Origin of the sequence: Streptomyces sp. NPDC005483 (assembly GCF_040606035.1) — a bacterium.
GTDB lineage: Bacteria > Actinomycetota > Actinomycetes > Streptomycetales > Streptomycetaceae > Streptomyces.
This window is the reverse complement of the sequence record NZ_JBEXEA010000003.1, coordinates 144,789-167,816: the sequence shown is the minus strand read 5'-3', so window position 1 is coordinate 167,816 and position 23,028 is coordinate 144,789. Positions and strand designations below refer to the sequence as shown.

The 23,028-nt window shown below is 72.2% G+C and carries 21 protein-coding genes; 10 read left to right on the top strand and 11 right to left on the bottom strand.

Annotation, left to right across the window (positions count from 1 at the left end):
* Positions 1–4 precede the first annotated feature (4 nt).
* A complete protein-coding gene (locus ABZT06_RS06900) occupies positions 5–433 on the bottom strand; it encodes a PaaI family thioesterase (protein ID WP_355735990.1) in 429 nt (142 codons plus the stop codon).
* A gap of 66 nt (positions 434–499) precedes the next feature.
* On the opposite strand from ABZT06_RS06900, the gene ABZT06_RS06895 reads away from it, so the two are divergent.
* On the top strand, positions 500–928 hold the full coding sequence (locus ABZT06_RS06895; protein ID WP_355735986.1) for a MarR family winged helix-turn-helix transcriptional regulator: 429 nt from the start codon (positions 500–502) through the stop codon (positions 926–928).
* 27 nt (positions 929–955) lie between these two features.
* Here ABZT06_RS06895 and ABZT06_RS06890 read toward each other — a convergent pair whose 3' ends face one another.
* Positions 956–2,542: an alpha/beta hydrolase gene (locus ABZT06_RS06890; RefSeq protein ID WP_355735984.1), complete on the bottom strand. Its 1,587-nt coding sequence runs from the start codon at positions 2,540–2,542 to the stop codon at positions 956–958.
* Between the two features lie 257 nt (positions 2,543–2,799).
* On the opposite strand from ABZT06_RS06890, the gene ABZT06_RS06885 reads away from it, so the two are divergent.
* Entirely contained in the window at positions 2,800–3,450 is a 651-nt protein-coding gene (locus ABZT06_RS06885) for a chaplin family protein (protein ID WP_355735981.1), read from the top strand.
* Between the two features lie 801 nt (positions 3,451–4,251).
* On the opposite strand, the gene ABZT06_RS06880 is transcribed toward ABZT06_RS06885, so the two are convergent.
* The 4 genes from ABZT06_RS06880 to ABZT06_RS06865 all read right to left on the bottom strand — a co-directional run bounded on the left by ABZT06_RS06880 (position 4,252) and on the right by ABZT06_RS06865 (position 11,128).
* Complete coding sequence (locus ABZT06_RS06880; protein ID WP_355735979.1) at positions 4,252–4,986, bottom strand: class I SAM-dependent methyltransferase; 735 nt, start codon at positions 4,984–4,986, stop codon at positions 4,252–4,254.
* Between the two features lie 16 nt (positions 4,987–5,002).
* Positions 5,003–9,286 carry an aminotransferase class I/II-fold pyridoxal phosphate-dependent enzyme gene (locus tag ABZT06_RS06875; RefSeq protein WP_355735976.1) on the bottom strand — a complete coding sequence of 1,428 codons (4,284 nt, stop codon included), beginning with the start codon at positions 9,284–9,286 and terminating at the stop codon, positions 5,003–5,005.
* A 133-nt stretch (positions 9,287–9,419) separates the two neighbouring features.
* The gene (locus ABZT06_RS06870; RefSeq protein ID WP_355735974.1) at positions 9,420–9,899 is read right to left on the bottom strand and encodes a nucleoside deaminase; all 480 of its coding nucleotides are present in this window, start codon (positions 9,897–9,899) and stop codon (positions 9,420–9,422) included.
* A 32-nt stretch (positions 9,900–9,931) separates the two neighbouring features.
* Complete coding sequence (locus ABZT06_RS06865) at positions 9,932–11,128, bottom strand: MFS transporter (RefSeq protein ID WP_355735971.1); 1,197 nt, start codon at positions 11,126–11,128, stop codon at positions 9,932–9,934.
* A 58-nt stretch (positions 11,129–11,186) separates the two neighbouring features.
* Between ABZT06_RS06865 and ABZT06_RS06860 the strand changes: the two genes are divergently transcribed.
* The 3 genes from ABZT06_RS06860 (at position 11,187) to ABZT06_RS06850 (ending at position 13,372) form a co-directional block, all read left to right on the top strand.
* Positions 11,187–11,564: a MerR family transcriptional regulator gene (locus tag ABZT06_RS06860; RefSeq protein ID WP_355735969.1), complete on the top strand. Its 378-nt coding sequence runs from the start codon at positions 11,187–11,189 to the stop codon at positions 11,562–11,564.
* Between the two features lie 41 nt (positions 11,565–11,605).
* Positions 11,606–12,382, top strand: a complete 777-nt coding sequence (locus tag ABZT06_RS06855) for a GNAT family N-acetyltransferase (protein ID WP_355735967.1) — start codon at positions 11,606–11,608, stop codon at positions 12,380–12,382.
* Between the two features lie 72 nt (positions 12,383–12,454).
* Entirely contained in the window at positions 12,455–13,372 is a 918-nt protein-coding gene (locus ABZT06_RS06850) for an NAD(P)-dependent oxidoreductase (RefSeq protein ID WP_355735965.1), read from the top strand.
* On the opposite strand, the gene ABZT06_RS06845 is transcribed toward ABZT06_RS06850, so the two are convergent.
* Positions 13,373–14,254: a GNAT family N-acetyltransferase gene (locus ABZT06_RS06845; protein ID WP_355735963.1), complete on the bottom strand. Its 882-nt coding sequence runs from the start codon at positions 14,252–14,254 to the stop codon at positions 13,373–13,375.
* 260 nt (positions 14,255–14,514) lie between these two features.
* Between ABZT06_RS06845 and ABZT06_RS06840 the strand changes: the two genes are divergently transcribed.
* A complete protein-coding gene (locus ABZT06_RS06840) occupies positions 14,515–15,957 on the top strand; it encodes a hydrolase (RefSeq protein ID WP_355735961.1) in 1,443 nt (480 codons plus the stop codon).
* 105 nt (positions 15,958–16,062) lie between these two features.
* Here ABZT06_RS06840 and ABZT06_RS06835 read toward each other — a convergent pair whose 3' ends face one another.
* Positions 16,063–16,614, bottom strand: coding sequence for a GNAT family N-acetyltransferase (locus ABZT06_RS06835; RefSeq protein ID WP_355735958.1), 552 nt, complete (start codon positions 16,612–16,614; stop codon positions 16,063–16,065).
* A 30-nt stretch (positions 16,615–16,644) separates the two neighbouring features.
* Between ABZT06_RS06835 and ABZT06_RS06830 the strand changes: the two genes are divergently transcribed.
* Complete coding sequence (locus ABZT06_RS06830) at positions 16,645–17,370, top strand: phosphotransferase (protein ID WP_355735955.1); 726 nt, start codon at positions 16,645–16,647, stop codon at positions 17,368–17,370.
* Between the two features lie 90 nt (positions 17,371–17,460).
* Complete coding sequence (locus tag ABZT06_RS06825; protein WP_355735953.1) at positions 17,461–18,453, top strand: MerR family transcriptional regulator; 993 nt, start codon at positions 17,461–17,463, stop codon at positions 18,451–18,453.
* Between the two features lie 3 nt (positions 18,454–18,456).
* Here the strand turns inward: ABZT06_RS06825 and ABZT06_RS06820 are convergent, their stop codons facing one another.
* Entirely contained in the window at positions 18,457–19,830 is a 1,374-nt protein-coding gene (locus ABZT06_RS06820; RefSeq protein ID WP_355735951.1) for a deoxyribodipyrimidine photo-lyase, read from the bottom strand.
* Between the two features lie 35 nt (positions 19,831–19,865).
* Entirely contained in the window at positions 19,866–21,392 is a 1,527-nt protein-coding gene (locus ABZT06_RS06815; protein ID WP_355735948.1) for an SDR family oxidoreductase, read from the bottom strand.
* A gap of 213 nt (positions 21,393–21,605) precedes the next feature.
* Here ABZT06_RS06815 and ABZT06_RS06810 point away from each other — a divergent pair, with 213 nt between their 5' ends.
* The gene (locus ABZT06_RS06810) at positions 21,606–21,794 is read left to right on the top strand and encodes a hypothetical protein (RefSeq protein ID WP_355735946.1); all 189 of its coding nucleotides are present in this window, start codon (positions 21,606–21,608) and stop codon (positions 21,792–21,794) included.
* Between the two features lie 9 nt (positions 21,795–21,803).
* Here the strand turns inward: ABZT06_RS06810 and ABZT06_RS06805 are convergent, their stop codons facing one another.
* Positions 21,804–22,724, bottom strand: coding sequence for a LysR family transcriptional regulator (locus ABZT06_RS06805; RefSeq protein ID WP_355735943.1), 921 nt, complete (start codon positions 22,722–22,724; stop codon positions 21,804–21,806).
* Between the two features lie 137 nt (positions 22,725–22,861).
* On the opposite strand from ABZT06_RS06805, the gene ABZT06_RS06800 reads away from it, so the two are divergent.
* A complete protein-coding gene (locus ABZT06_RS06800; protein WP_350760414.1) occupies positions 22,862–22,945 on the top strand; it encodes a putative leader peptide in 84 nt (27 codons plus the stop codon).
* The last annotated feature ends 83 nt before the right edge of the window (positions 22,946–23,028 follow it).

Sequence of the window (23,028 nt, the reverse complement as noted above, 5' to 3'; positions counted from 1 at the left end):
CCGCTCACGCCGTGAGCGGTTCGAGTACGGCGATCGAGCCCTGCGCCACCGCGCACAGGGTCTCTGTGCCGTCGGCGCCCACCGTGCTGAGGTCGCACCGGCACACCACACGGGTGCGGCCGGCCCGTACCACCCGGGCGCGGGCGCGCAGCAGCTCGCCGCGGGCCGGGCGCAGGAAGTCGATGGAGAAGCCGGCGGTGGTCACCGTGGAGCCGGCCACCGAACCCGCCGCGAAGGAGAGCGCGTTGTCCGCCGCGTAGCCGAGCACTCCGCCGTGCACCGTGCCGTGCTGCTGGAGCAGATCGGCGCGGATGTCGAACTCGAGCGTCGCCTCTCCCTCCTCGAAGTCGGTCAGCCGGGCGCCGACCAGAGTGCTGAAGGGCTGGGCCGCCAGTACCTTCCGGGCGAGCTCCAGGTCCAGGGTCCGAGTCATCCGCTACCTCACTTCACTAGTGAAGCGAGGGTGGTGCGAACCCCTCGTGTCTGTCAACATCGGCCCATGCCCGAGCCCGACGACCAGCGCCTCTACTTCCTGCTCCAGCGGGCCGCGCACCGTCTGCGCACCGCCGCGGACCGGCGCTGCGTGGCCGCCGCGGGGGTCACCACGGCCCAGCTCGGCGCGCTGTTCGCCGTGCGCGACGAGCCGGGTATCACCCAGCAGCGGCTCGCCCGCACGCTCGGGCTGCGCGAGTCGGCGGTGACCGGACTGGTCGGCCGGCTGACGGCCGCGGGTCTCGTGGCCAAGGAGGCGCACCCGCGTGAACACCGGGCCGTCGTACTGGAGTTGACGGACTCGGGAACCGATGCCCTGCGCGCCGCCCAGCCGGAGATCGACCGCTTCAACGCGGAACTGCGTGAGGTGCTGGGCGACGACGGCTTCACCGGTGCGGCCACGGCCATGCACCGGCTCGCGTACTGGGAGCCCTAGAGGGGGCGATCGTGGCAGGAGCTGTGCTCAGTCGTCGCGTTCGGGTCCGCAGGAGCTGCCGTTCGGCGGCAGGCTGCCGTACAGCAGGAAGTCGTCGACCTTGCGGTGCACGCACTTGGAGGAGCCGTAACCGGTGTGGCCCTCGCCCCTGTTGTCGAGGACCACGGCCGAGTCGCCGAGGCGCTTCGCGGTCTCCACGGTCCAGCGGTACGGCGTCGCGGGGTCGCCGCGGGTGCCGACGAGCAGCATCTTCGGGGTGCGGACGTCGTTCACCTCCTCACGGATGAAGTCGGTGCCCTTGGGGCGGCCGTAGCACATGAGGTACTCGGTGAGCCGGTAGCGGCCGAAAACCGGGGACGCCTGTTCGTAGGCGGCGCGCAGCCGGGGCAGGTCCTCGGTGATCCGGTCGGCGCCGGGGCGGTCGGGATCGTCCGCGCAGTTGATCGCCATCAGCGCCGCCGGAAGATTGTCGAGCGGCACGTCCTCCACGTCGGAGAGGGGGGTGTGCGTCGGGTCGTCGGAGGGAGGGCGCGCGCGGGTGAGGAAGCCGGAGCCGCCGCCCGCGAAGGTGAGGACTCCCGAGGTGTCGCCGTCCTCCACGAGCTGGGCGAGCGCCCGTTCCAGCGACGGCCACAGATCCTCGCTGTAGAGGGCCTGGCTGATGGCGCCCACGAGGTCCTGTCCGGTGAAGTCGGGGCCGAATCCCGTCGGCACCGGATCCTCGTCCAGCGACGCCACGAGCCGCACGACCTGCTCCCGGGCGCCGCGCGCGTCGGTGCCGAACGGACAGGCGATGTCCTTCACGCACCAGTCGACGAAGTCCTCCAGCGCCGTCTGCTGCCCGGCCGCGCCCGCCACGCCCTGCTCGGACAGCGGTTCGGTGAGGGTGTCCACACCGTCCAGCACCAACCGGCCCACCTTCTTCGGGAACTGGGCCGCGTACACCGCCCCGAGCCGGCTGCCGTAGGAGAAGCCCAGGTAGTTGAGCTTCTTGTCGCCGAGGGCCTGGCGGATGACGTCCAGGTCGCGCGAGACGTTCACCGTGCCGATGTGCCGGAGCACGGGGCCGGAGTGCTTGGCGCACTGGCCGGCCGCCTCCCGCAACCTGCCGAGCACGGTCCGCGGATCCTGGGCGACGGCTGCCTCGTCGTCCGTGGCCGCCAGTGCCTCGTCGGTGCCGGCGCCGCAGCTGACCGGCGAGGATCTGCCGACGCCGCGCGGATCGAAGGACACCACGTCGTACCCGTCGGTGAGGCCCATGAAGTCGTCGCCGCCGGCCGCGAGTGCGGGCACGCCCGCGCCGCCCGGGCCGCCGAAGTTCAGCACCACCGAACCCCGCTTGTGCTTGGCCGTGGACCGGTAACGGGCCAGTGCCAGGTCGAGGGTGCCCGCGCGGGGCTTCGCGTAGTCGAGGGGAACGGTGATCTTTCCGCACTGCAGGTTGTGCGGGGTCTCCATGTCCACGCACTTCGACCACTTGATCTTCTGGCTGTAGAAGCGCGACAGGTCCGGTCCCGAGTCGGCCGCGGCCACGGCCGGCAGTCCGGCACCGAGCAGTGCCAGTCCCACGGCTCCGGACAGAGCGCATCGCCGCCTCGTCACCTTGGCGAGCATCCATGCCTCCAAGGACGCCCATCGGCGCCCTCGATCACGATAAGCGTCCCCCGGGCGGCACGCCTCCGGACGAGCGGGATCATGAAATGTGCCCTAGCCTGTGCCCGCTCGATGCCCATGAGTCGGTTTTGCCGCAAGTTCGACAACCATGTCGCTCGATGGGGTGAAAGGCCGATTAGCCATAACTCTGATGGTTCGCCTGCGTTTTACGTGGTGCGGGTGAGTGCCCGCGTCCATGTCTGGAAGGCAGGGAACCTATGAGACGGGTCACCCGAAACGGTGTGATCGCCGTCGCCGCCGCGTCCGGGGCGATGGCCGTGGCGATGCCGGCGTACGCCGGCGGTACGGCGGACGGTACCGCGGCAGGCTCGCCCGGGCTGATCTCCGGCAACACCGTCCAGCTCCCGGTGCATGTTCCGGTGAACGTGTGCGGCAACACGGTCGACGTGGTGGGGCTGCTCAACCCCGCGGCGGGCAACACCTGCGTCGACGAGGACTTCGGCGCCGGTACGGCGGGCGGTGGCGCGCGGGCCCAGGGCGACGGAGACGATTCACCGGGTGTGCTCTCCGGCAACGGGGTGCGCCTCCCGGTCCACCTGCCGGTCAACGTCAGCGGGAACTCCGTGAACGCCGTCGGCGTCGGCAACCCGTCCGTCGGCAACGAGTCCGTGAACGCGCCAGGGGATGACCTCCCCGACACTCCGGCCCCGCAGGCGAACCCCACGCCGGGCACGCCGCCGAGGAGCCACCCCGGCCCGCAGCCGACCGCGCCCACCTCACCGGGGCCCGGGACCGCCCTCGCCCACACCGGCACGGACCAGACCCTGCCCGCCGCGATGGGCAGCGCCGCGCTGATCCTCGGCGGAGCCGCGGTCTACCGCCGCTTCCGCCCACGAGGCGCGCGCTGACGGAAACCTGCGGCGAGGCCCTGCGGGGCGGCGACCACGTGCGGTCTCCGCCGCACGACGACGGTGAGCCTCGGCGCCTGCCGTGCGGTGCGGAACAGTGCCTCGGCTGTACGGCGACGGGGCCCCGGCTGCACGACGTCAAATGGCCCGGCAGCACGAAAGGCAAGCCGTTGCCCTATTGCCACGGGTGGGGCCGTGCTCGTACGACGTCCGTGGACCCGCCTCTCGACAGCGGATGGGGGCGTGGCTGTCCGGTGTGCTCGGGTGCCCTGCAGTGGCACCCCCTGGCCCCGCCTTTCGAGGACGGGTGGGGTCGTGGCTCTCCTTGTGTGTGCGCTCATGTTCTACAGCGGGGCCGGGCGGTGCTCGTACGACACCGGAGGGCGCGCCTCTCGACACCGGATGGGGGTCGTGGCTGCCCGGTGCCCGTACGCTCCCACCCGGCAGGGGCGGTCGGGCCGTGCCTGCACGACACCCGTGGGCCCGTCTTTCGACGACGCTGGGCGTGGCTGTCCGTGTGCGCGCGCTTCTGTCCGGCCGCGGCGGTCGGGCCGTGCCTGCACGACACCCGTGGGCCCGTCTTTCGACGACGGTGGGGCTTGGCACCCGTGTGCGCGCTCTTGCTCTACAGCGGCGGTCGGGGCGTGCTCGTACGAGCCTGTGGGCCCGCCTCGCACCGGACGGTGAGTCGTGGCTGTCGTCGGTGGCCGCCGGCCCCGTCCCTCTGGCGGCGGATGCGGTGGTCGCTCGGTCCGGCCCGACGGCCAGGGCGAGGCCGTGGGCGTCCGCGTCCGCTCACCTTCACCTCTCCGCCGTCACCCCCGTGAGCAGCACCATCCCGGAGTCCCCGTAGTCCGGCAGTGTCGTGTCGGTGTCGACGCGGGTGACGGACAGCTCACGGGTGAGGGGCGCGAAGACCTCCGTGACGGTCTCCGGGCTCACGGGGCAGCCCGGCCAGCGCGAGGTCGGGCCGATGCGGTAGGTCGGCATGTTCTCCATGAACGCGGCCACCAGATGCCCGCCGGGCACCACACAGCGGGCGAACGCCCGGCAGAAACCGGCGAATTCGGCGAAGTCCTCCGTGGCGCCCTCGGCGACGAAGTGCATGGACGCCAGCTGGTACCCGCCCGGCTCCAGGTCCCGGACGTCCGCGTGGACGACGTGTACCTGCGCCAGTGATCCCGCGAGGGTCCTCGGTATGGTGGGGTTGAGCTCGTGGCACAGTGTGTGGAAGGGCAGCCAGCTCGCGTCGGGCCCGCAGACGATCTGCCGTTGCAGATAGGCCACATTGCCCGCGCCGGCCTCGACGGCGTCCACATGGCGGCTCGCCGCGGACGCGAGGATCAGCGGGTAGAGGTTGGGCCCGGCACCGAACTCCACCGAGCGGGTGACCCCGCCGGGAGCCAGACGCCGGTAGAACGCGGAGTGGTGGGCGATCACTTCGGCGTCCGAGGGGTGCAACTCCCGGTAGTTCTCCGCGAGATAGTCGGCGACCGGCCAGCGGTCCCAGTCCACGTCGTCGTTGTGCGTCATCATCACCGTACCCACCTCCTCAGTTCCTCGGCCGCAGCCGGAAGCGTCCCGCCAGCGCGGTCAGCGTGGCGTTGAGCCGGTCGATGTCCTCGTCGGAGTTGAGCGCCGTGATCTGCGCCCGGAAACCGACCCGGTCGCGCGCCACGAGCGGGTGGGCGGCGAGCGTCACGTAGATGCCCTCCTCCCACAGGAACGCGGCGACCGCGTCGAGGTCGGCCGGGTCGGCCAGCGGGATCTCCACGATGGGCAGCCGGTCCGTGTTGAGGGTGCGCACGTCGAGGTCCGCGAGATGGTCGAGCACCCGCATGGTCTTGCGGTACAGGTCGGCCCGCAGCACGTCCCCCCGGCGGTCGTTGACCTCCAGTCCGGCCAGCGCGGTGGCCAGGGACGCCGTGGGGGAGGGGTCCGAGTACACATAGGGGGCCGCGGCGGTCTTGAGGCGGTTCTTGAGGTCGGTGGGCAGCGCGAGGAACGCGAGCAGCGACGAGTACGCCTTGGAGAAGCCGCCGGCCAGCACGATCCCGTCGTACGACTCGCCGGTGTGCCGCACCACGCTGTTGCCGCGCAGGCCGTACGGACAGGGCTCGTTCGGCGCGCGTTCCCCGATCACCCCGAAGCCGTGCGCGTCGTCGACGTACAGCGTCGCGTCCTGTTCGCGGCACAGCGCGGCCAGCACGGGCAGGTCGGGGATGTTGCCGGTGATGCTGTTCACGCCGTCCATGCAGACCAGCCGGGTCGTGCGCGCGGGGACCGAGGAGAGCAACGCGTCCAGTTCCTCGGGCCGTTCGGCGTGGAAGCGGTGCAGGGTGGCGCCCTGGCCGCGGGCGACCAGGCAGCCGTCGTACACCGTCCGGTGCGCGCTTGCCTCGACGAAGATGTGGCCGCCGTCGGCGAGGACCGGGATCACCGAGGCGTGGATGAGGGTCAGTGTCGGCAGCAGCAGGGTGTCGGGGGCGCCCAGCAGCGCGGCGAGGCGTTCCTCCAGCGCGGGATACAGCCGCGGCCTGCCCAGCAGCCGTGACCAGCTGGGGTGGGTGCCCCACCGTTGCACCTCGGGATCGATGCGGGCGGCGATCTCCGGATCCCAGTCGAAGCCGAGGTAGTTGCAGGAGGCGAAGTCGATCAGCCAGTGGCCGCGGCTGCGGATACGGCGGCCGCGCACCTCGTCGATGACCGCGTCGCTCATCGGACTGGTGCGCCGCAGATGTTCGAGTTCCGCCGTGCGTCTCCCGGCGGAGGTCCGCGGGGTACGTCGGGTCGGGCGCCCGTTGGTGCCACCGGCACCCGGGGTGAAACGGCCGCCGTCCTGCCGCAGCACCCGCTCGCTCTGCTCCACCGTCATGGGCCGGGCGAACAGGAACCCCTGTCCGAACCGGCACCCCATCGCGGCCAGCATGTCCCGTTGCGCCGGATCCTCGATGCCCTCGGCGATCACCTGCAGCCCCAGCGTGTCGGCGATGCGGACGATGCCCTCGACGAGGGCGACCTGCTGGGCGTCGCGCGTGATGTCGTCGATGAAGGTCTTGTCGATCTTCAGTACGTCGACGGGGAAGTCCCGCAGATAGCGCAGCGAGGAGAACCCGGTGCCGAAGTCGTCGACCGCGATGTGCACCCCCAGCTCCTTGAGGGCATGGAGCACCGCCTGGATCTGGGTGTCCCGGCGCAGCAGCACCGTCTCCGTCAGCTCCAGCTGGAGGGAACCGGGGGCGAGCCCGGGAGTCCGCAGCGCCCGCCCCACCTGGTCCACGAAGCCGGTGTCGCGGAACTGGCGCGCGGACACGTTCACACTCACGTACGGCGGAGTCGCGGGCCCCGGAAGCTGTTGCAGGCCCGCGATGTCGCCGACCGCGTTCTCCAGCACCCACGAGCCCAGCGGGGCGATGTGCCCGGTTTCCTCGGCCAGGGTGATGAACTGTTCCGGTGAGACGGGCCGGTGCGGGGCCCGCGGCCAGCGCACCAGCGCCTCGAAGCCGACCACCTCGCCCGCGTCGATGTCCACGACGGGCTGGTAGCGCAGGGTGAACTCCTGTGCGGCGACCGCCCGGGCGAGGCGGCTCTGCAGATCGTGCCGCTCGACCATGCGGGTGTGCAGCATCGCCTGGAAGCGCCGCCACTGCCGTTTGCCCGCCGCCTTGGCCGCGTACAGCGCGAGGTCGGCGTGACTGAGCAGTTCCTCGGCGTCGGTGCTGTCGCGGGCCGTGGCCACGCCCACGCTGGCCGAGACGGTGACCGACTCGTCGCCGAGCACGAACGGCCTGGTGAGCGTCTGTATCACCTGTGCCGCCAGCAGTTCGGCGTCGAGCGGCTCCCGGGCGTCCTCCATCAGAACGGCGAACTCGTCGCCGCCGAGCCGGGCCGCGGTGTCGGTGCGTCTGAGGGTCCGGGTCAGCCGGTTGCCGACGTCGAGCAGGAGGTGGTCGCCCGCCGAGTGACCCATCGTGTCGTTGACCTCCTTGAAGTCGTCGAGATCGATGAAGAGCAGACAGGTCAGGGACGACTCGCGGCGGCCGCGCAGCAGGGCGCGTTCCATCCGCTCCAGGAGCAGCGTCCGGTTGGGCAGCCCGGTCAGCGAGTCGTGGAAGGCGCGCTGCGTCAGCTCGTGCTCCAGCCTGCGCTGCTCGGTCACGTCGCGCAGGGTGACCACCAGGCCGGCCACGGTCCGCTCGTTGCGGAAGTCGCTGCACCGCACCTCCACCTCCACCCGCCCGGACCGGTGCCGCACCCACCAGTGGTCGTGGGAGACGCGCGGCCCGTGGTCGCGTACGGCGGTCAGCCCACGGGCCGCCCGCTGCCGGTCCCGGGGATCCACCAGGTCCGGCAGCGACGTGCCGACGAGGTCCGCGGTGCCGAACACGGCGGCCGCGGAGGGACTGGCGTACCGGATGGTGTCGTCGTCCTCGACGATCAGGATGACGTCGGAGGTGTTGCGCACCAGGGTCGCGAAGTAGGCCTCGCTCTCCCGGCGGATCACCTCCTGGCGCAGCAGGACCCGTTCCATGGCGAGCCCGGCGTGGGAGGCGAGGATCTCCAGGGAGCCACGCGTCTCGGTGAGCGGTCCCTGCGGGCCGGCGACCAGCAGGACCCCCGGGTCGTCGGTGGCCGGGCGGTCCGGCCGGGTCATGGGGCACACCAGCACGGCGGGCAGCCCGTCCAGCCGGGCGGCGATGTCGGGCCCCAGGTCGGCGGGGGACACCCGGCGGGCATGGTGGGGGAGCAGGGGCGGCGCCTCCTCGGCCGACAGCAGCAGGGTCCGGTGGCGGACCGTCGGCCCCAGGAGCATGTCGACGGCCGCCTCGCAGGACCGCGCGACCTCCTCCTGCCGTATCGCCGACACCAGGGACCCGGCCGCCCGGCGCAGGGCGAGTTCGCGCGCGACCGCCCCGCGGTGGGCCACGACCATGCCCGCCAGCCGCAGGATGACCAGCAGGAACAGCACGGCCGAGAAGGCGGCGATCACGCCCGTGTGGTGGGCGCTGTGGGTGACCGCCTCGAACAGCAGGATCCCCGGGGCGATGAAGGTGGCCACCGCCAGCATCGCGAGCCGGTTCGGCGGCGGGAGCGGGGACTGCTCCTGCAGTACTGCGGCGGTGAGCGCCGTCATCGAGGGGTGCAGGGCGGCGAGGCCCCAGGCCGTGTAGAAGACGAGCCACCCGGAGTCCAGCAGGGTGTCGGCCTGCCACAGGGAGTTGAGCTGGAGGATGCCGTACGCGATGTCGAAGCCGAGCAGCGTCAGCGTGCCGACCACCAGCAGCTGCACCGACCGGTTGTGCCCGCCGACCGGGCCCGGGGTCAGCAGCCTGGCCAGCAGGGCCAGAACCAGCACGTCACCGAGGGGGTAGGCGATGCTGATGGCCCGCTGCTGCCAGGTCAGGCCCTGGACTTCGGCGAGCGGCTGTACCAGGTACACCCACACGGGCAGGGCGAGTCCCGCGGTGAAGATCAGCGCGTCCAGCAGACTGGGCAGGTCGTGGCCCGCCCAGCGGTAGTGGATGAGGCCGTACAGGCCGGCCGCGAAGAGCGGGTAGGTGGCGAGGTAGCAGGCGTCGGCGGGGGAGGGGAAGGGGTTGGAGGCGTTGAAGTACTCCTCCACGACGTTGTAGTACGTGTCGCCCGTGATGAAGGTGAGCAGGCCCGCTGCCAGCGCCCACCAGGGCCAGCGGTGGGCGGGCCGGTGCAGCCGGATGCCGACCAGCACGGCGCCTACGCCGGCGAGTCCGATGACGGCCCACAGCGGGGTGCGCGCGGCGGGCACCGTCATGTAGACGAGGGTGGCGAGGGCGACCAGAGCGAGGTGGGCGGCCATCGGCCGACGTGCCGAATGCAAGGGCAAGCGCCTCCCCCCACTGGCCAATGGAGGAGACCGGGCCTTCGGTCTGGTCCGGGATCCTTATCGATCGTAGGCACCGGGGGAGAGGTGCTGCATCCCGGGAGATCCGTCAGCGCCGGTGGAACCGATGGTGCAACTGCCGTACCCGCTCCGTGAAATCGGGCACCGGGCCCTCCACGATCACATCGGGGGCGATCTCGTTGACCGGCAGGGTCCGCACCGGGGGCGCCGGGACGCCCAACTGGTTCAGCCACTCGGCCAGTTGCGCGGACGAGGCGACGTACACGATGCGTCCGAGACCCACCCAGGCGTGCGCGGCCGCGCACATCGGACAGTGCTCGCCGGAGGTGTACACGGTGGCCGCGGCCCGCTCCTCGGGTGTCAGGTGTGCCGCCGCCCAGCGGGCCAGCTCGAACTCGGGATGCCGGGTGCGGTCACCGGAGGCCACGCGGTTGTGGTCCTCGGCGAGGACCTCGCCGCCCGCGCCCACCAGGACCGACCCGAACGGTTCGTCCCCGGCCTCCAGCGCCTCGGTGGCCAGCTCGACGCAGCGGCGCAGATACGGCAGTTCGGTGTCCTTCACGACCATGGAGTACGGCCCTCCTCGCCACGAGCCTAAGGTCATCGCCGTGTCGCCGGGAACGTTTTCCGGGCCACGGTGACCACCCCGAGGGCCACCGCGACCAACGGCAGCGCGGTCCACGGCAGCGCCCCGGCGCCCAGGCCCTCCAGCGCGACACCCCCGGTCAGGGACCCCACCGCGATCCCGGCGTTGTACACCGTGGTCTGCAACGAGGTGGCCGCGTCCGCCCGCTCCGGGCCCGAGGCGTCGACCAGCGCCGTCTGGATCAGCGTCGGCGCGCCCCCGAACGCGACGCCCCACAGGACGACCGACGTCAGCAGCACGCCCGGCACCCCGGCAGCGAGCCCCAGCGCGAGCATCACGGCCGCGCACAGCCCCAGCGCGCCCAGAAGCGCCGGCCGCGGATGCCGGTCCACCAGCATCCCGGTGACCCAGACCCCCACCACCGTCGCCGCCCCGAACACCAGCAGGACCACTCCCGTACGGCCGAACCCGGCATGCGCCGCGAACGGGGCGACGTACGTGTACATCGTCTGGTGTCCCACCAGCAGGAACAGCGTGACGGACAGGACGGCCGGGACACCCGGCAGCGCGGCGACCTGGACGAGCGGCACACGCGCGTGCGGCGCCTCGCCCGGGAAGCCGGGCACCCGCCACCACACCCAGCCCACCAGCAGCACCGCGAGTGCGGACAGCATCCCGAAGCCCGTGCGCCAGCCCACCGCTCCGGCCAGCGCCGTGCCGGCCGGGACGCCCAGGGACAGGGCGAGGGTGATCCCGGCGAGCACGATCGCGATCGCCCGGCCGCGCCGCGCGGCCGGCACCATCCGTGCGGCGTACCCGGCGAGCATCGCCCAGAGCGTCCCGCCCGCGCATCCGGCCACCAGCCGGGCGGCGAACGTCAGGGGATACGACGAGGACAGCGCCACCACCGCGTCGCTCACCGCGAAGCCGAGCAGCGCCCCGACGAGCACCGGCCGGCGCGGCAGCCCGCGCAGCAGTGCCGTGAGCGGGATCGCGGCGGCGAAGGACGCGGCCGCGTACCCGGTGACGAGGAAGCCGATCCGGGCCTCGGAGACGCCCAGAGCCGGGGCCATGCGGGGCAGCAGACCCGCGGGCAGCAGCTCGGTCAGCACCGCGGTGAAGGCGGCCGTCGACAGGGCGAGGAGCCCGGACCACGGCAGCGGGGCGGACGCGGGCGGGGCTGTGCCCCTGGCAGGGGAAGTGGTGGACATGTGACCATGCTCGGACCTTCACATCAGTGTGAAGGCAAGGGCGACCCGGGAGTACGTCATGAGGATCGGTGAGCTGTCCCGCCGCACCGGTGTCCCCACCAGGCTGCTGCGCTACTACGAGGAACAGGATCTGCTCCACCCCGAGCGGGCCGGCAACGGCTACCGCGCCTTCGGTGAGGCGGCGGTCCGGGACGTCCAGCAGATCCGCGGGCTGCTGGACTCGGGTCTGACCACGGAGATGATCCGCACGATCCTGCCGTACCTCTCGGGACCGGAGGAGATCCTGCTGGCACCCGAACACCTGACACCGGAGACGGCCGCGATCCTGGAGGCCCACGTCGACCGCATCCAGGCCCGGATCGACTGCCTGGCCCGCAACCGCGACCGGCTCAGCGGCTACCTGGCGGCGGTGCGCGGAGTGGCGGGGCGGCCGTAAACGCCATTGCCGCGGCGGCGTACGGGTGATGAAGTGAGCCCATGGATCATGTTGCGGTACTCGCCCTCTTCGACCGGGACATGCGCGAAGGGGCCCAGCCGGACGGTCCCGGCGCGCGTGTCGAGCGGGTCGGCGGGGTGGTCCGGCAGGTTGCCGCCGAGCACGGATGGAACGGTGTCGTGTGGTCCGCCCTGGACGAGTCGAGCGCCGACAAGGCGATCGCCGAACAGATCACGTACTACACGGGGCTCGGTCGCGAGTTCGAGTGGAAACTGTACGGCCACGACCTGCCCTTCGACCTCGGACATCGGCTGAGGGCGGCCGGGTTCACGCCCGAGCCCGAGGAGACGCTGATGATCGCCGAGGTCGCCGATCTCACCCTGGACGTGGAGCCGCCCGAGGGGGTCCGCTTCCTCCCGGTCACCGACCGGGCGGGGGTCGACCTGGTGGCGGACGTGCACGAGAAGGCCTTCGGCACCGACAGCTCCCGGCTGCGGCACCAGCTGCTCGCGCGGCTCCAGGACGATCCCGAGACCGTGGTCGCGGTCGTCGCGCTCGCCGGTGACGTGCCGGTCAGCGCGGCCCGTATGGAGCTCGTGCCCGGCACCCGCTTCGCCGGTCTGTGGGGCGGCGGCACCGTCGAGGGCTGGCGCGGCCGGGGCATCTACCGCGCCCTGGTCGCCCACCGCGCCCGGGCCGCCGTGGAGCGTGGATACCGCTACCTCCAGGTCGACGCGATGGCCGCGAGCCGCCCGATCCTGGAACGCCTCGGGTTCGAGCCGATGACGATCACGCAGCCGCACGTGTACCAGCCGTAGAACCTTGGGCCGGCTCGAAAGGGCCGGCGGCTCGGATGTCACATCCGGGCCCGCCCGATCCGTCGCACCGGTATGACGACGAACCAGAACATCCTTCTCGCCGGCGCGAGCGGTGTCCTCGGCCGCCACATCGCCACCGCTCTGGCCGACGCGGGCCACAAGGTCACCGGACTCGGCCGGAGCGAGGGCAACGGCGTCCGCGCCGACCTCATGGACCGCGACGCCCTGCTGCGCGCCGTGGACGGACAGCACTTCGACACGGTCGTCCACGCGGCGACCGCCCTGCGCAAGCCGCCCGTGCGCCACCGCGACATGTACGCCACCGACGCCCTGCGCATCGAGGGCACCGCCCACCTGATCGAGGCGGCCCGGGCCACCGGAGCACAGCGCTTCGTCACCGAGTCGATGGTCTTCGGATACGGCTACGGCGACTTCGGCGACCGGGCGATCACGGAGGACGACGTGTTCGGGCCGCACGGCACCGACCCGGAGCTGGAACGGCACCTCGCCGGGATGCGCACCAAGGAACAACTCACCTTCGAGACGGCCGGATTGGAGGGCGTCGCGCTACGGTTCGGCCTCTTCTACGGCCCCGGCGGCACGGACGCCCTCCTGCCGCTGTTGCGCAGGAGGCAGTTGCCCGCGCCTGCCGACCAGGGCAGGGTCCTGCCCTGGGTGGAACTCACCGACGCGGCCCGCGCGGTGGCCGCCGCGGTCGAGCACGGGCGCCCCGGGCAGGCGTACAACATCGCGGACCGCACGCCGATGGGCTTCCGTACCCATCTGCTCTGCGTGGCCGAGGAGTTCGGACTGCCGAGGCCGATGTCCGTACCCCTGTGGCTGACCCGGCCGATGGCGTACGCGCACACGATGTTCTCGTCGAGCATGCGGGTGTCGACGCGGAAGGCCGAGCGGGAACTGGGCTGGACACCCGTGTACCCGTCCGGCCGCGACGGTCTGGCCGCACTGCGGGCCGCGACGACCCGGTGATCACAGGTCGAGCTGGTACTCCACGGCCTTGTGCGTCGGCACGTAGCCGAGGGAGTCGTTGACGGCGAGCATCGGTGTGTTGCTCGCCGCGGTGTCGGTGCGGAGCCCGGCCAGTTCCGGGTGCCGTTCGAGGACGTGGCGGACGGCCGCGGCCTTCATCCAGCGGGCGAGGCCGCGCCCACGGTGTTCGGGGAGCACGGCGGTGCCGTAGTGCCGGCCGTCGCCCGACCCGTCGCCGGGCACGACCAGTTCGCAGAACCCGACCACGCCGCCGTCCGTCGCGTCCACGGCGGCGACGGTGTGCAGCAGCTCCCCGCGCCGGGCGACGGCCTCCGCGGCCGCGACCACACGCTCCACGTCCCAGACGACCCTGCCGAAGTCCGTGCCCTCCATCGGCATGTCGTCCATCGCACGCCGGGAGCCGGCGAACGACCGCGCGAGCGCGTCCGGCACGATGCCGTCCCACTCGGTCAACCGGTAGCCGGGGTGGGGCAGTTCGACGAGTGCGTCGATCGCGGCCCGGTCGACGTCGGCCAGCGGGAGCCGGGCGTACGTGAGCGCCAGGACCTTTCGGAAGCCCCGTGCGGCCAGGAACCGATCGGCGGGAGAGCCCTCCACGGCCTGCGCGATCACCGACCGCCGCCGTTCCGCCCCCGCCGCGTCCACGGCGGCCTCCAGAAGACGGGTGCCGACGCCCCGCCTCCGCTCGGCGCCGTGCACCGCGAGTTGCAGTTCGGCGAGATGCTCCTGCCCCTCCTGCGTGAACAGCCGCAGGAACGCGGACCCGAGCGGGACACCTTCGTCCCCGGCGGCCAGCCAGGCCAGTCGGCGGCTGGAGGGGGCGGGCCGGGGATCGGCGAGCGGGGTGATGTCGAAGGACAAGCGAGTCTCCGTCACGAGGGGGAGGGGCGGCGGGAGTGTGAAGCCTTCCGTCCAACCCCGGCGTCCGCAACGGGATTTGGAACCGTCAGCACGCTGTGTCCCAACCGTGGGTCAACACCGGGTCAATCCTCGTCGGGAGAACCGGAACGGTTCTGTTCAGTCTCCTGGGTGCCATGTACCGTTCAAATTGGTCGTATATCTATGCGCGTAGTTCCCGTCCCCGCATCACCCTTCCCCAACTCCTCACGGAGGTATGCCGGATGCCCGGACTCACCCTTCCCCGCCACAGACTCGGCGCGCTCCTCGCCGGCGTCGGCCTCGTCGCCGCGGGCGTCGTCGTGCAGGCCACCGCCACCCCCGCCGCCGCTGCCACCCCCCACCGGATCCTCTTCGACAACGGCCACGCCGAGACGGCCGGCAACGCGGACTGGGTCATCTCCACCAGCCAGCCCGACCCCCTGGGCCAGGACTCCTCGCCCTCCGCCGAGACCGACTGGACCGGCGCCCTCTCCTCCTGGGGCGTCGCCCTCCAGAAGACCGGCGACTACAGCCTCAAGACCGCGACGAGCGCCCTGACGTACGGCGGCTCCTCGGCCACCGACCTGTCGAACTTCGACACCCTGGTCCTGCCCGAGCCCAACACGCTCTTCACCACCGCCGAGAAGACGGCGATCATGACCTTCGTGAAGAACGGCGGCGGCCTCTTCATGATCTCCGACCACACCGGCGCCGACCGCAACAACGACGGCGAGGACGCGGTCGAGATCCTCAACGACCTGATGACCAACAACAGCGTCGACTCCACCGACCCGTTCGGCTTCTCCATCGACTCGCTCAGCATCAGCTCCGACTACCCGAGCGCGATCAGTGACAGCAGTAACCCCGTGCTGCACGGCTCCTTCGGCACCGTCACCAAGAGCCTGATCGCCAGCGGCACCACGGCCACCCTCAAGCCCGCCGACAACGCGAACGTCAAGGGCCTGCTCTACCGCACCGGTTACTCGGGCAACACCGGCGCCTTCTTCGCCACCAGCACCTTCGGCAGCGGCCGGGTCGCCTTCTGGGGCGACAGCTCACCCATCGACGACGGCACCGGCCAGTCCGGCAACACCCTCTACGACGGCTGGAACGACTCCGGCGCCACCAACGCGCCCCTCGCCCTCAACGCCACCGAGTGGCTGGCCGGCGGGAGCGGCAGCAGCGGCGGCGGCGGTGGCGGCGGTTCCACCTGCACCTCCGCCCAGCTCCTCGGCAACAACGGCTTCGAGTCGGGCAGTTCGACCTGGACCGCGACCAGCGGCGTGATCACCAACTCCAGCAGTGAGTCCGCCCGCACCGGCTCCTACTACGCCTGGCTCGACGGCTACGGCTCCGCGCGCACCGACACCCTGTCCCAGCCGGTGACCGTCCCGGCGGCCTGCACCACGGCCACCCTCAGCTTCTACCTCCACGTCGACACCGCCGAGACCACCACCACTACCGCCTACGACACCCTCAAGGTGCAGGTCCTGAACAGCTCGGGCACGGTCCTGAGCACCCTTGCCACGTACTCCAACCTCAACGCGGCCTCCGGCTACACACAGCGCAGCTTCAGCCTGGCGGGCTACGCCGGCCAGACCGTCACTCTCAAGTTCACCGGCACGGAGGGCTCCACGCTCCAGACGTCGTTCGTCCTCGACGACACGGCACTGAACGTCAGCTGATCCGCGCCCGAACCCCACCTGGTCGCGGCCGTCACCTCGGACGCGACGTCGATCACCGTGCGCCCGTCGGTCACCACGCGCAGCGTGCCGGCGGGCGCCCGCTCGTCAGGCGCTCAGCCGCCAGGTGCGCAGGACGGCCTCCCGGCCCCGTGACACCCTCCTGACCGGCGGTTCGTCCGTGAGCTCGAACGCACAGGACCGCGCCACCGCCTCGCTCGCCGCGTTGGCGGCGTCGATGCGCAGCACCACCCGGCGCGGCCGGATCTCCCGGACGCCGTACTCGGCGGCCAGCCGCACCGCCCGCCCGGCCAGCCCCTGACCCCGGTGGGCGGCACCGACACCGTAGGCGAGCTCCAGGTCCCGTTCGTCCGGAGTGCTGCGGAACAGCAGCACTTCACCCCGCGGAAGAACCCCGTCGGTCGTGATGGCGAACTGGACCTTGCGCCCGTCGGCCTGCCCCTCCCGCGCACCGGCGAGATAGGCACGCGCCGCGTCCGGGCCGAACGGTGAGGCCACCGGGGTCCACCGGGCCATCTCGGGATCGTCGTAGAGCGCGACCAGGTCGGCGAGGTCGGCGTCCGCCCACGCGCGCAGCCGGACGCCGTAGCCTTCGAGACGCAGCGGTGGGACGAGGGTGAAGGTTCGGTTCGGGTCCATGGGTCGATCCTGCCTCGGGGAGGCGGTCGGATGAAGGAGTCGGTGCTCGACGGTGGCGCGGTCAACGAGGTCGTCCGGGTCGGGGATACCGTGCGGCGCCCGCCGTCCGAACGGTCGGACTTCGTAAGGGAGTTGCTCGCTCTGTTCGAGTGCGCCGGCTGGCAGGGCGCGCCGCGGTTCCTCGGCGTCGACGAACGCGGCCGGGAGATCTTCGGTCATGTCGAGGGGCGGGCCGCCGTGACCCCGCGCGAGCGCGCCGAGGCCCGGACCGACGAGGCCCTCGCGGAGGTCGCCCGACTCGTCCGCGCCTTCCACGACCTGACCCACGGGACAGCTCTCGCCGAAGACCAGGACGTCGTCTGCCACAACGACCTCGCGCCCAAGAACACCGTGTACGCCGCCTGGCGGCCCACCGCGTTCATCGACTGGGACCTGGCCGCTCCGGGTGAGCGGATGCACGACATCGCCCATGTGTGCTGGCAGTACCTCGACCTGGGGCCGGGCGTCGCGGACGTACGGGAGACCGCTCGCCGCATCCGGCTGATCTGCGATGCCTACGGCCTCGACTCCCGGGACGGGCTGCTGGACACGGTGCTGTGGTGGCAGGACCGGTGCTGGAGGGGGATCGAGGCGGGCGCCCTGCGGGGGGAGCGGGCCATGATCGGGCTGCGCGAGCAGGGGGCGGTGGAAGAGGTGCGGGACGCGCGGACGTGGGTGGCGGACCACCGGCACCAACTCGGCGTCTTCCTGCGCTGACTGGCCCTCCCCGCCGTCTCCTGTCCCGGGAATCCGCTACAGCCTGCGCGCGCAGCGACTCGCATCGGTTCTGCGTCGTATAGTCGCTCCATGCGTGGCATACCGGACGGCGAGGAACCGAGTCTCACCACCGGCGCCCTGGCCCGTCGCCTCGGGGTGTCGCCCACCACGCTGCGCTCCTGGGACCGTCGCTACGGCATCGGCCCCGCCGTCCGCACCGACGGCCGGCACCGTCGCTGGACCCCGCGGGACGTCGCCGTGCTGGAGGCGATGTGCCGGCTCACCTCCGCCGGGGCGCCGCCCGCCGAGGCGGCCCGCGCCGCCAAGGAGTCGGCGGCGCCGGGGCCGGACGGCGGTGGGGTCCCGCCGAGGACACCGGCACCCGCGACCGGCGCACGGTCCCGGGCGGCCGGCACGCTCCCCCTGGGCGACGTGCGCCAGGAGTGCCGCGGCCTCGCCCGGGCGGCCGTACGCCTCGACGCGCCCGCCGTGGAGGAGCAGCTGACCGCGGCGGTCGAGACCCACGGCCTCGCCGTCGCCTGGCAGGAGGTGATGGTGCCCACGCTGCACGCGGTGGGTCGCAAGTGGGCCTCGTCCGAGGACCGTTACGTCGAGGTCGAGCACCTGTTGTCCTGGCACATGTCCACCGCGCTGCGCCGCTGCGCCGGTCCGCCGGTCCGACGGGGCGGGGCGCTCGGCCCCGGGCCGGTCGTGCTGGCCTGCGTCCCCGGTGAGCAGCACACGCTGGCTCTGGAGGCGCTCAAGGCCGGTCTGGGCGAACTGCGCCTGCCCACCAGGATGTTCGGGGCCGCCGTACCCGGGGAGGCGCTGACCGCCGCGGTGGACCGGCTCGGTCCGGCGGCCGTCGTCCTGTGGGCGCAGTCCCGCTCCACGGCGAGCCTGCCGCTGGCCCGGCACATCGCCGGAGCCCAGTGGGGTGTGAAGGGCGCCCGCCGCAAGCCCGTGGTGATGCTGGGCGGGCCAGGCTGGCTCGGCCGCGCCGACCAGGGCATGCTGCGGCCGACCGCCCTCCAGGACGCCCTGGACACGCTGGCCGCTCTGTATCCGGCGCCGCACCCCTGACCCTCACTCGCGGCCACGCGCCCGTTTGAAGCGGGCGAGCCCCTCGGACAGCTCCACGATCGGATCCGGATAGTCCAGCGCGGCTCGGTCCAGGCCCCGCAGTTTCCACGGCTCGTGCACCGCGGGCCCCTCCAGCGTGGCCAGTTCGGGCACCCAGCGGCGGACGTACGTGCCGTCGGGGTCGTAGCGCTTGGACTGGGTGACCGGGTTGAGTACCCGGTTGGGCCGGGTGTCGGTGCCCGTGCCCGCGACCCACTGCCAGTTGAGCTGGTTGTTGGCGAGGTCCCCGTCGACCAGCAGGTCCAGGAAGTGCCGGGCACCGATCCGCCAGTCCACGTACAGCGTCTTGGTGAGGAAGCTCGCGGTCAGCAGGCGGCCGCGGTTGTGCATCCACCCTTCGTGGCGCAGCTGGCGCATCGCCGCGTCGACGATCGGGTAGCCGGTGCGGCCCTCCTTCCACGCCTCGATGTCGTCGCCGGCGGTCCGCTCGGTGCGCCAACGGTCGTGCTTCGTGCGGTAGTCGGTGGCGGCCGCGGCGGGGCGGGCGGCGAGCACCTGCCGGTGGAAGTCGCGCCAGGCGAGCTGCCGTACGAAGGCCTCGGCGCCCGGACCGGCCGCGCGGCGCGCCAGGTGGACGAGTTCCAGGGCGGAGAGCGTGCCGAAGTGGAGATGCGGGGAGAGCCGGGAGGTCGCGTCGCCGGCCAGGTCGTCGTGGCCGTCCCCGTACCCGGCCACAGAGATCCGCAGCCAGGCGGAGAGCCGCTTGCGGCCTTCCGTCTCACCTCCCGCCGTGAGTCCTTCCGAGAGCCCGGACAGCTCGGCACGGGACGGCAGCGGCTCGGATCCGACCCCCTCCGGGACCCGCACGGTCCGCGGGGCCGTGAGCGGGTCGCGAAGCCGCTCCTGGGACCAGCGCCGGAAGTAGGGCGTGAAGACGGCGAAGTGGTCCGAGACCGCCGGGACCACCACGCCGGGGGTGACGGCCGTGGCAACCGTGTCGTGGACGTGCAGCCGTACGCCCTCCGCCTCCAGGACCCGGCGCAGCCGCTCCTCCCGCCGGTGGGCGTACGCACTGACGTCGGACGCCATGTGCACCTCGTCGGCGTCCGCCTCGACGGCGACCTTGCGCACCTCGTCGACGAGGTCGCCGGAGCGCACCACCAGCCGGCCGCCGCGCTCGCGCAGACCGGCGTCGAGGTCGCGCAGACAGTCGGCGAGGAACGCCAGCCGGTTGGGAGCGGCGAATCCGGCGGCGTCCACGGCCCGGTCCCGCACGAACAGCGGGACGGCCTGCTCGGTGCCGTCGAGGGCCGCCGTGAGCGGGGGGTGGTCGTGCAGGCGCAGGTCGCAGGTGAACAGGACGACCGAGATGCTCATGTGCGTACTCCGGGGTGCGGGGAGGAGCCGGGAGGTCAGTGGACGGGGGTGTGCTCCGGATCGCGGGCCGCCGAACTCGCCGCGACGCGGGCGATGTTGCGGGCCATGCCGCCGAAGACGATCGCGTGGAAGGGCGAGACGCTCCACCAGTAGGCCTGGCCGAGCAGACCGTGCGGATGGAACAGGGCACGCTGCCGGTAGCGGGTGCGGCCGTCCTCGTCGGTCACCACTGACATCTCCAGCCACGCCAGGCCCGGCAGCCGCATCTCCGCCCGCAGCCGCAGCAGCCGGCCGGGCTCGATCGCCTCCACCCGCCAGAAGTCCAGCGAGTCGCCGACGCGCAGTCGTGCCGCGTCCCGGCGCCCCCGCCGCAGCCCGACCCCGCCCGCCAGCCGGTCCAGCCCTCCTCGTACCACCCATGCGAGCGGGAAGGAGTACCAGCCGTTCTCCCCGCCGATGCCCTCGACGACCCGCCACAGCGCCTGCGGTGACGCCGCGACCCGGAGCTCCCGGTGGTCGCTGTAGAGACTTCCGCCGGCCCAGCCGGGGTCGGTGGGCAGCGGATCGCTCGGGGCGCCCGGCACCGACGCCGACGACCACCGGGTGGTCACCCGCGCTTCCCGCACCCGCTGCAGAGCCAGTCGTACGGCGTCGTCGAAGCCGATCGCGGGAGCGGGCGGGCCGGGGAGGCAGCGGGTGATGTCGTTCTCGTGGCAGACCACCTCGTGCCGCAGCGACTCGGTGAGCGGCCGGGCGATCGAGGCGGGCACCGGCGTCACCAGGCCCACCCAGTGGCTGGAGAGCCCGGGAGTGAGCACCGGCACCGGAAGGATGACCCGGCGCGGCAGCCCGGCGACCGCCGCGTACCTGATCATCATCTGCCGGTAGGTGAGAACCTCAGGGCCGCCCAGGTCGAAGGCCCGGCTGACGTCCGCCGGCATGCGGGCGCTGCCGACCAGGGCCCGGAGGACGTCGCGGACCGCCACGGGCTGGACACGGGTGTGCACCCAGCTCGGGGTGACCATCACGGGAAGGCGTTCGGTCAGATAGCGCAGCATCTCGAAGGAGGCGGAGCCCGAGCCGATGACGACGGCCGCCCGCAGGACCGTGGCCGGGACCCCGGAGGCGAGCAGGATGCGGGCCACCTCGGCGCGGGAACGCAGGTGCGGGGAGAGCTCGTCCTCGGGCACACCCGCCGGGGTGAGCCCGCTGAGGTGCACGATCCGCCGCACCCCCGCGGCCCTGGCCTGCTCGGCGAAGATCCGCGCGGCCCGGCGGTCGGTCTCCTCGAAGCCCTCTCCGGAGTTCATCGCGTGCACCAGGTAGTACGCCACGTCCACCCCGTCCAGGGCCCGCGCGACGGACGCGGCGTCGGTCACGTCACCGGCCACCACCTCGGCACGGCCGGCCCAGGGATGGTCGCGCAGCCTTTCCGGGGAACGGGCGAGACAGCGCACCCGGTGACCCGCCGACAGGAGTTCCGGGACGAGCCGTCCGCCGATGTACCCGGTGGCGCCCGTCACCAGACACCGCAGGCCCGCTCGCGTGTCGTCGTGCTCCATCGGCCCTCGGTCCTTCGTCTCGGTCCCCCTGCCGGTCACTTCCGTGCCATGACCCCCTTCGGATGCGGCACGTCGCGAACCGGCCGACGCGGCGACCGCGGGCAGGGCGCTCGCCGGGTCCGCCCGTCCGGCACCGGCGAGAACGCGGACATGGTCGCGCCCATCGCGGGAAGCCGCACTGGTACGAGACAAGACGGTTCGAGTCGTACATCGATGCTGGAGGTGTTCGCCGCTATGAGCGCGAAGGTGTTGGAGCGGTTTCCTGCGGGAGCTCCTCGCGGATCGTGGCCGGCAGAGGAGTACGCAGCGCAGAGGCGTGCGCAGGGTGAGCCTGCGACCGTTGTGATGGATCTGCAGTCCGACGCGTTCCTCGTGGTGGTCCCGGGGCGTGACGAGGACTGACCCGCGTCCTCAGAGGGAACCGGTCAGCGTCCCGCCCAGCTGACGGGCCCGGCCTACGAACACCTCGTGCAGATCCCGGGCCGCCCGCGGCACGGACTCGGCCCTGCGGCGCTGAAGCATCAGCAGCACCCGGGTCGTGTCTCCCTCGATCGGCCGGTGGGTGATCGTGCCCTGCCGTTCCAGCGGATCCCCGACCACGCTGAAATCGGGCAGCACGGTCACCCCCAGCCCTTCGGCCACCATCAGCTTGCCCATCTCGGCGCCGTCGGTGGAGTACGCGAACGACGCGTCACGGCCGTCGAGGAGCCGGTGGACGAAGCGGTGCATGACATAGCCGGTACGCATCGCGATCAACGGCTGGGAGAGCAGATCGTCCACCGACACACCCGTCCGCGCGGCCAGCGGGCTGTCGGGGCGCAGGCACACCACCGGCCGTCCGTGCAGCAGTCGGGTCGACTCGAATCCGGCCGGTGTGTCGTCGCCGTCGAGGTGGTTGACGAGACCGAGGTCGAACCCGCCCTCGGCCAGGGCCCGGTGGATCTCCGTCTGCTGCGCGCCCACCACCTCGACCTGGGTGACCGGATGCGCGGCCCGGAAGTCCTCGACCGCCGGGATGAGCAGCGGCACGGTCGCCGCGTTCACCGTGCCGACGCGGACCATACGGCTGACACGGTGCTGTTCGCCCGCCGCCGACCGCAGCCGGTCCACCGCCTCCAGTACGCCGACGATGTGCGGCAGCAGCTCCCGGCCCTCCGCGCTCATCGTCGCCCCGGACCGCTTGCGCTCCAGCAGGTCCACCCCGAGCTCCCGCTCCAGGTTCCGCACGGTCTCGCTCAACGCGGGCTGCGACAGGCGCAGTTCCTCCGCCGCCCGGCGCAGCGATCCGAGCCGCGTCACCGCCGCGATGTATTCCAGCTGTTCCGTCCGCATGCCCGCAGAATGCGGCTCATTTCACGGCCGGTTCAAGGGTTTCCCTGTCACACGTTCGTGAAATTCAATGGTCCGCGATACGAGACCGGTCGGGTTTTCCTTGACGCCTCTCGCCGACGGCTGTCACGATCGACGACATGAAGATGCGACTGGACCTCACGCGGCGACGCCATGTCGACCTCGCGCGCGTCTCCAGCGCCTCCTGTTGCGCCGCGGCCTGATCAGCCTCCCTGCGATCCGCCGCGCTTGCCCCTTCTTTTCGAGATTTCCGCGCCTGAATTCCGTGTGCCCGCGCACCCCTTGA